The sequence below is a fragment of the [Clostridium] aerotolerans DSM 5434 genome (genome assembly GCF_000687555.1).
GTDB classification, from domain to species: domain Bacteria; phylum Bacillota; class Clostridia; order Lachnospirales; family Lachnospiraceae; genus Lacrimispora; species Lacrimispora aerotolerans.
On sequence record NZ_JHWJ01000030.1, the window covers coordinates 1 to 9,707 of the forward strand.

At 41.5% G+C, this 9,707-nt stretch carries 6 protein-coding genes and 1 pseudogene; 6 read left to right on the forward strand and 1 reads right to left on the reverse strand.

The window, feature by feature from the left end:
* A pseudogene (locus T546_RS24300) lies at positions 1-555 on the reverse strand (hypothetical protein); the annotation flags it as partial.
* Between the two features lie 1,260 nt (positions 556-1,815).
* On the opposite strand from T546_RS24300, the gene T546_RS0121940 reads away from it, so the two are divergent.
* The 6 genes from T546_RS0121940 (at position 1,816) to prfA (ending at position 8,445) form a co-directional block, all read left to right on the forward strand.
* Positions 1,816-3,135 carry a replication-associated recombination protein A gene (locus T546_RS0121940; RefSeq protein ID WP_026893452.1) on the forward strand — a complete coding sequence of 440 codons (1,320 nt, stop codon included), beginning with the start codon at positions 1,816-1,818 and terminating at the stop codon, positions 3,133-3,135.
* A gap of 165 nt (positions 3,136-3,300) precedes the next feature.
* Entirely contained in the window at positions 3,301-5,073 is a 1,773-nt protein-coding gene (gene rho, locus T546_RS0121945) for a transcription termination factor Rho (RefSeq protein WP_026893453.1), read from the forward strand.
* Positions 5,074-5,207: 134 nt separating this feature from the next.
* Positions 5,208-5,414 carry a 50S ribosomal protein L31 gene (rpmE, locus tag T546_RS0121950; protein WP_024834780.1) on the forward strand — a complete coding sequence of 69 codons (207 nt, stop codon included), beginning with the start codon at positions 5,208-5,210 and terminating at the stop codon, positions 5,412-5,414.
* Positions 5,415-5,522: 108 nt separating this feature from the next.
* Complete coding sequence (locus T546_RS24305) at positions 5,523-6,467, forward strand: DUF1385 domain-containing protein (protein ID WP_034600333.1); 945 nt, start codon at positions 5,523-5,525, stop codon at positions 6,465-6,467.
* 2 nt (positions 6,468-6,469) lie between these two features.
* Positions 6,470-7,330: a peptide chain release factor N(5)-glutamine methyltransferase gene (gene prmC, locus T546_RS0121960; protein WP_026893454.1), complete on the forward strand. Its 861-nt coding sequence runs from the start codon at positions 6,470-6,472 to the stop codon at positions 7,328-7,330.
* A 41-nt stretch (positions 7,331-7,371) separates the two neighbouring features.
* Positions 7,372-8,445 (forward strand): peptide chain release factor 1, encoded by a 1,074-nt coding sequence (gene prfA / locus T546_RS0121965; RefSeq protein WP_026893455.1) that lies wholly within the window; start codon positions 7,372-7,374, stop codon positions 8,443-8,445.
* The last annotated feature ends 1,262 nt before the right edge of the window (positions 8,446-9,707 follow it).

The window sequence follows — 9,707 nt, forward strand, 5'->3', positions numbered from 1 at the left end:
GACCAGTTTCGCCAGAAGGCCCGGTATAGCCGGTAGGCCCGGTGTTACCAGAAGGCCCAGTAGGTCCGGTATAGCCGGTAGGCCCAGTGTCGCCGGTAGGTCCGGTATAGCCGGTAGGTCCAGTATAGCCAGAAGGCCCGGTGTTCCCCGTAGGCCCGGTATCACCAGTAGGTCCAGTATAGCCAATAGGTCCGGTGTTACCAGTAGGCCCGGTGCTGCCAGTAGGCCCGGTGTTGCCAGTAGATCCGGTATAGCCAGTAGGTCCAGTATAGCCAGAAGGCCCGGTGTTGCCAGTAGGACCGGTATCGCCAGTAGGTCCGGTATAGCCGGTAGTTCCAGTATCACCTTTAGGTCCAGTAGGTCCCAAAGGCCCAGTAGAGCCCGAAGGCCCAGTAGCCCCGGTAGTTCCAGTATCGCCTTTAGGTCCAGTAGGTCCCGAAGGCCCAGTAGAGCCTGAAGGCCCAGTAGCCCCGGTAGGTCCAGTGGCGCCCGAAGGTCCAGTGGCCCCTGAAGGTCCAGTATTTCCAGCATTACCCGTCGGTCCAGTAGGCCCAATAGGCCCGGTAGGCCCAGTCCCCCCTTGCAAATTATCCTCTACAACCATCAAACTTCCGACCACAGGAACAAACGTAGAAAAGTTTACAGGAAATGTGCTTACATTTACAAGAGACAAAGTAACCGGAGCAGATATAACATCTATAATACCCATTCCATATACTTGAGTTGTTTTTATGGGTGAATTGCTTATTATATTATCGCCTTGGGATGACGTTAGCGAAAATGCCAAACCGTTCGTAGAATTTGAAGTTTGTACTGCCAGCCACCAATCTATGATATAACGACCTTTTTCTAGAAAAGTTATAGTACCTGTTGCTGAATTGTAAGTTATATTTCCAGATGAATAGAGAGTTGTATTAAATAATACTCTATTTCCAACAGTCACACTAGTCGTTGATGTTAATACTAGTTGCATTGCAATATTGCTCATTATAGAACTCCTTTCGTATGAAAGATAAAGCTGTAAAAAACATATGCTATTTGCTGATATTTTAAAAGGAGAGTTACCAGCAATAGAATTTGAACATACATATAATCCATTTTATTGTAAAAAGCGTCATTAAATAGTTTGATTTAGGAATGCCATCAGACATTGCCAAAAGATATTTAAATTGAGAAAATAACTTAGAATAATCGTAATTATGTAATAAACGAAAAAGTAAAATCATTTACTACATTGGATTAAAATGGATTATGTAAATAACAATTTGAATAATAATAAAGTAGCTGCAAAGCAATAGATTTAAAATATCTTTCTATTAAGATATGTGAGCAAGGAACAACGTTTGCATAGGTCCAGTTTCCTAAGGTTTTAAAACAAATAAAGACGATTGTAACTCAAATAAATCATAGTAACACCAAATTTCTTTTTCATTGGATTCAAATTTGTAAGAATGAAAAAATCACATAAATTTGAATGTCGAAGCTTGTCTAATCATTGATAGATTCTATGGGAACCTAAAAAAATCAAAGGTTCAATAATAAACATCATTTCTAAATCATTTACAGTAGATTAGCAGGAACTGTTCTTGACAAAGAAATAGATTCTGCCCATAATGGTTATATACTAAAGAATTTATGTGAAACCTTAATCCAGAACATAAACTAAATAAAGTTTAGCTGAATTTCAAATCAAAGCTGATTTATAAATGAAGATGAAACCTGACAGAAGATATATCTCAATCATTCATTTTAGCTGTCTTAATCTCAAATGAATGAAAAAATCCCATAGAATGAATGTAAAATAGGAGAATGTAAATGGACTTATTTGATTATATGAGAGCGAATACCATGGAAAAGGAATCTCCTCTTGCGTCCCGGCTTCGACCCACGACCCTTGAGGAGGTAGTTGGGCAGCAGCATATTATTGGTGAAGATAAGCTGCTTTACCGGGCTATTAAGGCGGATAAGCTTGGATCCGTTATCTTTTACGGCCCTCCAGGCACCGGAAAGACGACCCTTGCAAGAGTCATCGCCAATACCACCAGCGCGGACTTTAAGCAGTTAAATGCAACGGTAGCCGGTAAAAAGGACATGGAAGAGATCGTTAAGGAAGCGAAGGATTCCCTTGGAATGTATGGCAAAAAGACCATTCTGTTTGTAGATGAGATTCATCGTTTTAATAAAGGGCAGCAGGATTATCTTCTCCCCTTTGTAGAGGATGGAACTCTGATACTGATCGGTGCCACAACGGAGAATCCGTATTTTGAGGTGAATGGGGCTTTGCTTTCCAGATCCAGAGTATTTGAACTGAAATCCCTGGGTAATGACGACATTAAGGAGCTGATCCGCCGTGCTGTGTATGACAGGGAAAAAGGAATGGGGTCTTACGATGCGGTAATCGAAGAAGACGCGTTGGAATTTCTTGCAGATGTGGCAAATGGCGACGCAAGAGCAGCCCTTAATGCAATTGAGCTGGGGGTTATGACAACAGGGCGGAACGAGCAGGACGGAAAAATCCATATTGATATGGAAGTGGCGCAGGAATGCATTCAGAAACGGGCTGTCCGCTACGATAAAAATGGAGATAATCATTATGATACCATTTCTGCATTTATTAAAAGTATGAGAGGATCTGATCCCGACGCAGCAGTATATTATCTGGCCAGAATGCTATATGCAGGAGAGGATTTAACATTTATCGCCAGAAGGATCATGATTTGTGCTTCTGAGGATGTTGGAAATGCTGACCCTCAGGCCCTTGTGGTAGCAGTATCGGCAGCTCAGGCTGCGGAGAGAGTGGGGCTGCCTGAAGCTCAGATTATACTATCCCAGGCAGTTACTTACGTGGCATCAGCTCCTAAAAGCAACGCAGCCTGCAATGCGATATTTGAGGCACAGCAGGCAGTAAGGGACCAGAAAACCATGCCAATACCAGTGCATTTGCAGGATTCCCACTATAAGGGATCCGCCAAGCTGGGCCATGGACAGGGATATCTTTATGCCCACGATTACCCCAATAACTATGTAAAGCAGCAATATCTGCCTGATGGGATGGAGGGAAATGAATTCTACCGCCCTACGGAAAATGGTTATGAAAAGAAAATAAAAGACCACCTAAGCTTTCTGAAAAAATAACTTTTCTTTTTTTCTGTTAAGGTATATAATAGGCGTATCGTACGACCTGATTCAGTTTGATTTGGGCCGGAATTACACTTCCGGCCATCTGTTTGCGATATTCTATCGTGAATCATTCCCAAGATTACGAAAAATGTGTTATAAGGAATCATGAAGGAGAATAATATGCGTGAAAAATTACAGACACTCCCCCTAGCGGAATTGAAGGAGCTAGCCAAAGCCAAAGGGATTAAAGGCTGCAGTTCCATGCGAAAAGCTGAAATTATAGATTTACTTTGTGAAAAGGAAGAAGAAAATTCTCCGGTTCGTGTTTCAGACGGGAATGCTTCACGGGAAAATAAAGAAGATAATAAGAATATAATGAAATCAACCATAGCATCATCTACATCAAATTTATCATCTTCACCCATACCAGCAACTGCGCCAGCATCAACAACTACGCCTGCATCAACAACTACGCCTGCATCAACAACTGCACCAGCATCAACAACTGCGCCATCATCAACAACAGCGCCAGCATCTACAACTGCACCAACATCTGCATCAACGGGCCAAGGCCAGGGTATGGTGGATCAGCAAGGATATTCCTCTGGAAACAGCCAGAGAAAGACAGTTGTTCGATCCTATCGTCCAGAGGCACAGCAGAGACCTGCCCCATATCGTCCTGCCCAGGCAAACTCATCATCTGTAAACTCTTCAGCTGCTAATACTGCAGAAGCACCGGTTCGCAGTGAGTCACGTTTAGACTATAATGCTGAAGAAGTAAAGCCGGATTTTCAGCCCAGCCCTGAACTGCAGGAATTAGACAGCGGAATCGATGCACATGGTATTTTAGAAGTCATGCCGGATGGATTTGGATTTATCCGCTGTGAAAATTATCTGCCTGGGGAAAATGATGTTTACGTTGCACCTTCCCAGATACGCCGTTTTAATATGAAAACGGGAGATATCATTCATGGAAGCAGAAGAGTAAAATCAGCGACTGAGAAGTTTGCTGCTTTGCTGTATGTAAAGAAAATTAATGGTTTTCCAGCCAGTGTGGCAGAACGCCGTCCAAACTTTGAAAACATGACTCCTATTTTTCCGGATAAAAGACTTCATATGGAAACACAGGGAGGAAAGAATACCACAGCCATGCGTGTTTTAGATCTTCTGGCCCCCATTGGAAAAGGACAGAGAGGAATGATCGTATCCCCTCCAAAAGCCGGTAAAACCACATTGCTTAAGCAGGTGGCAAAGGCCATTACCCTTAACCATCCTGAGATTCATCTAATGATTCTTCTCATTGATGAGCGCCCGGAAGAGGTTACAGATATTAAAGAATCCATTGTGGGAGATAACGTTGAAGTTCTTTATTCCACCTTTGATGAGCTTCCAGAGAGACATAAGAGAGTGTCCGAGATGGTAGTGGAGCGGGCGAAGCGTCTGGTGGAGCATGGGCGTGATGTAGTCATTTTGCTTGACAGCATTACCCGTCTTGCAAGGGCCTACAACTTAACCGTGGCGCCAAGCGGACGTACCTTATCCGGTGGTCTTGACCCGGCCGCTCTTCATATGCCGAAGCGTTTCTTTGGAGCAGCCAGAAATATGAGAGAAGGCGGAAGCCTTACCGTTCTTGCCACAGCCCTGGTGGATACAGGAAGCCGTATGGATGATGTCATATATGAAGAATTTAAAGGAACTGGAAACATGGAACTGGTTCTTGACCGGAAGCTGTCTGAAAAGAGAATATTCCCTGCTATTGATATCTTAAAGTCTGGTACCAGAAGAGATGACTTGCTGTTAAGCAGAGAAGAGGCAGAGGCAGTGGACAATATCCGCAAGGCTACCAACACGTTAAAGCCAGAAGATGCAGTGGAAAAAATTCTCGATTTGTTCTCCAAGACAAAAAACAACTGGGAATTTGTCGAGGCTTCCAAGAAAATGCGGTTTTTCTAGGAATTACGGGTTTTTATAGAAATAAATGCTTGCATTAGAAAATTATCTATGTTATACTATACAAGCTGTTTATTAGACAAAGTCGGTTTAAGTACCGCGATTTAATAGAAATCAGATTATGCGAGGTGAAAATCATGAAAGAGGCAATCCATCCAAATTACTATCAGGCAAAAGTTGTTTGTAACTGTGGTAATGAATTCGTAACTGGTTCTACAAAGGAAGATATCCACGTAGAAGTTTGTTCTAAATGCCATTCATTCTACACCGGACAGCAGAAAGCTGCTTCCGCTCGTGGACGTATTGATAAATTCAATCGTAAATATGGCGTTAACGCTGAATAAGTTTGGAGCAAAGAAAAGGTTGAGTTTAGTGGAAACACTTTAGCTCAACCTTTTTTGAAATTTTGAAAAGGCAAAAGCTTCCATTTTAAATAGAGAGGTGGTTGGCGTATGAAGTATTCAGGAATCGGCGGTCAGGCCGTAATTGAAGGCGTTATGATGAAAAACGGGGATGAGTATGCCACAGCAGTCCGTAAGCCGGACGGTGCCATTGAGGTAAAAAAAGATTCTTATGTCAGTATGGGAGAAAAGGTGAAGTTTTTTGCACTTCCATTTGTCCGGGGAGTCTTCAGCTTTGCAGATTCCATGATTCTTGGAATGAGAGCTCTGACATTTTCGGCTAGTTTCTTTGAAGATGATGAAGAAAACATGGAACCATCAAAATTTGAAAAGTTCCTTGAAAAAATATTTGGAGAAAAGATGGAGAAGGCTCTTATGAGTATGGTCATGGTCTTTTCCGTGGTGATGGCCATTTGTATTTTCATGGTACTCCCCATGTTTCTCGCCAGTATTTTTCAGCGTTTTGTAAGTTCTCATACGGTGATGGCTATTTTAGAGGGCGTGATCCGAATTGGAATTTTTATTGCTTACATCAAACTGGTCTCCCGTATGGAGGATATTAAGAGAACCTTTATGTACCATGGAGCAGAGCATAAATGCATCAACTGTCTGGAACATGGCTTGGAGCTCACTGTAGAGAATGTTAGAAACAGCTCCAAAGAACATAAGAGGTGCGGTACCAGTTTTCTTTTGATTGTTATGATTATCAGTATTTTATTCTTTATGGTGGTACAGGTAGACACCGTTCCCCTTAGAGTTCTTAGCAGAATTGTTTTAATCCCGGTAATTGCAGGTGTTTCCTATGAATTCTTACGCCTTGCTGGCCGCAGTGATTCCAGTCTTGTGAATCTCTTAAGCCGTCCTGGTATATGGATGCAGGAGCTTACCACTAAGGAACCGGATGACTCCATGATTGAAGTTGGAATCGCTTCGGTTGAAGCTGTTCTTGACTGGCGTGCATTTTTAGCTAAGAATTTTCCGGAGAAATACTCATGAGCCTGACATTGGATTTATTACTAACAGAGGGTGCAAAGGTGCTGGCAGAGGCAGGAATAGGCGAGGCAACTATAGATGCCAGATATCTGCTTTTTGAGGTATTTCATACGGATATGACTCATTTTCTTCTGGATAGAGGAACAGTATTATCTGAGGATGACCAGGTCTTAGATCAGGTGAAACAGTATCGTCTTATGATTGAAAAAAGATCTCAACGGATTCCGTTGCAGCATATTACGGGAAGCCGGGAATTTATGGGATTAGAGTTTTTTGTGAATGAACACGTTTTGATCCCAAGACAGGATACAGAGACCCTCGTAGAATTGATTTTAAAGGATTATAAGGGCAGAAAGCCTGTGATCCTGGATATGTGCACCGGAAGCGGCTGCATTGCAATCAGCCTGTCTAACATCGGCGGATTTGAGGATGTGACTGCTGTCGATTTATCCAAAGAAGCCTTAAAAGTGGCAAAAAGAAATGCAGATGTCCTTTTAGGACCAGGCAGGATTACCCTGATAGAAAGCGATCTGTTTCAGGCGGTTGAACCAGAGAGCAGGTTTGATATCATCGTTTCTAACCCTCCTTATATTCCAACAGAGATTATAAAGGAGCTTCAGCCGGAGGTACGGAATTTTGAACCTATGCTTGCCCTTGATGGCAGGGAAGACGGACTGTTTTTTTACAGACAGCTTGTTTCAGAGGGACGCAGATTCTTAAATCCCGGGGGATCGATATATTTTGAGATCGGATATGATCAGGCAGAGTCAGTCAGTGCATTGCTTGAAGATGCAGGCTTTGCCGAAATACGGGTAGTAAAAGATGCGGCAGGATTAGACCGTGTGGTTTGTGCCGTTATGAAATAAGTTTGGGCGAGGCCCGTTTTGTAAGATTCAGGAGGTTACCTATGTTTGACAGGTTAGATGATATTTTGGTTCATTATGAAGAATTAATGCAGGAGCTTAACAATCCTTCCGTCGCTGAAGATCAGAATCGTTTTCGTAAGCTGATGAAGGAGCAGGCAGATTTAGCAGATCTTGTTGAAACCTATACCCAGTATAAGAAGGCAAAGCAGGCCGTAGAAGACAGCCTTTTGCTTCTTGAGGAAGAAAACGACGAAGATATGCGTGAAATGGCAAAGGAGGAATTATCCGATGCCAAGAAGCGTATAGAAGAATTAGAGCAGGAGCTTAAGATTTTACTTTTACCAAAGGATCCAAATGATGATAAGAATATCCTTTTGGAAATCCGTGCCGGTGCAGGCGGCGATGAGGCTGCGTTATTTGCTTCTCAGTTATACCGTATGTACGTTAACTATGCGGAAAGTCAGCGCTGGAAGGTAGAGCTTATAAGTGTCAATGAAAATGGAATCGGCGGTTTTAAGGAAGTAGTTGCAATGATCACAGGAAAAGGCGCATATTCCAAGATGAAATATGAAAGCGGTGTGCACCGTGTTCAGAGAGTCCCTGAGACAGAGAGCGGCGGAAGAATTCATACATCTACAGCTACGGTTGCAGTTATGCCTGAGGCCGAGGAATTCGATGTTGTGATTGAGGATAAGGACGTGAGAATTGATGTAATGCGTGCTTCCGGAAACGGTGGGCAGTGTGTCAATACGACTGACTCCGCAGTACGACTGACTCATAATCCTACCGGAATCGTTATTTACAGCCAGACAGAGAAATCACAGCTTCAGAACAAAGAAAAGGCATTTCGCCTGCTGCGTTCCAAGCTTTACGATCTGGAGCTGGAAAAACGCCAAAACTCTGAGGCAGAGGAAAGAAGAAGTCAGATTGGAACGGGAGATCGTTCTGAGAAGATTCGTACCTACAATTTCCCTCAGGGCCGTGTAACAGATCACAGAATCAAGCTGACACTTTATAAGATTGATAATATTATGAATGGGGATATTTACGAATTACTGGATTCCCTGATTGCAGCAGACCAGGCAGAGAAGCTTGCGAGACTGAACCAAAATTGATAGAATAATCAGGAATAGCTTGTAATTCCTGAAATAATAGACATCAGAGAAAATGCCCGTTTATGGCAGGCATCCTTCTATGATCTTGTCAGTGACACCGGAAATTAAGAGGTGTTTGAAAAACTATTTCATTTACTTGTAATAATTCATTTATTTGTTATAATATACTTAACATAGGCAATCGCCACAGGGTGGTTGACCGATCGAAATTTTAGAAAACCTTCCCTACCGGCCAAAGTACAGGGGAGGTTTTTTACTTATTGACATGTCATAAAAATGAATGTCAGTAGTGCTAAGATGAACATGCCAAAAGACATCATGTCTTTAAAGTCAAAATTCTTCATAAGCAACCCCTCCATTCTATGTAGAATAGAGGCCAACCACCCTATACACGATTGCCTGCAGATATTATCTGCTGATATAATTATATGCAGACAAAGTTAATAATACAATTAATTTGCAAATTGTAACAAAATAATAAGATTTTAAAGTGATTTGTTAGAAGAATCTTAATGTTATGGATGAGATTGTGGGCTGTTTTGTTGCATATGGGGGTGGAGAGAATCTGGTAGATGAGCTTTAGGGTAGATGAGCGGTTGGGTGAGTAGATAGTAGTAGGGGGGACAAGTTCGGTTTTTTGGAGGATTTAGGGAGAGGAGAGAATGAAATGAGGAGAGATAGGGTTGGGTGGAGAATGTGGAAGTGAAGAGTGGGTAATTGACGGAGGGAGGTTGAGTGCTGCAAAATTATTTTGATTCTATTTGTTAAAGGTAGTTATTTTTGTTATAATATTTTCTGTATTGGAGTGTAAATATTTTTGTTATATAAATGAAAAAAGATAATTGATTATTTTTGTAAAATAGATTATACTTATCACAAGTTTTAAATTCTACTATCATATGGTTATTCTGTAAAAGTGTTATTTCGCTGTTTATCTGTTTCTTTCGGATTACATTCCTTATTCTGTTTTGTTTTTTAGTTGCAATTCTAGATTGTATTTCTAAGAGATTTATACTTATAATTTAATATAGTTATAAACGTACATGGGCATCTGATGATTTTGTGTCTAAAGTAGTTGGTGTTGAATTTATATTTTTAGTTATATTCTTATCTGTGTATAGATGCTGACAGATGATATTTTTTAAATGAGTCAATTTATTATAGACAATTTATTGTTATGGGCTTGCAGATTTTTTACATTTCATTATAATGATTTTTGGGCTTTGGGCTTTGGGCTTTGGGCTTTGGGCTTTGGGCTTTGG

Coding starts and splice junctions, on each gene's coding strand:
- rpmE (WP_024834780.1), top strand. CDS start 5,208: ATGAAAGAGGCAATCCATCCAAATTACTATCAGGCAAAAGTTGTTTGT.
- rho (WP_026893453.1), top strand. CDS start 3,301: ATGCGTGAAAAATTACAGACACTCCCCCTAGCGGAATTGAAGGAGCTA.
- prfA (WP_026893455.1), top strand. CDS start 7,372: ATGTTTGACAGGTTAGATGATATTTTGGTTCATTATGAAGAATTAATG.
- T546_RS24305 (WP_034600333.1), top strand. CDS start 5,523: ATGAAGTATTCAGGAATCGGCGGTCAGGCCGTAATTGAAGGCGTTATG.
- T546_RS0121940 (WP_026893452.1), top strand. CDS start 1,816: ATGGACTTATTTGATTATATGAGAGCGAATACCATGGAAAAGGAATCT.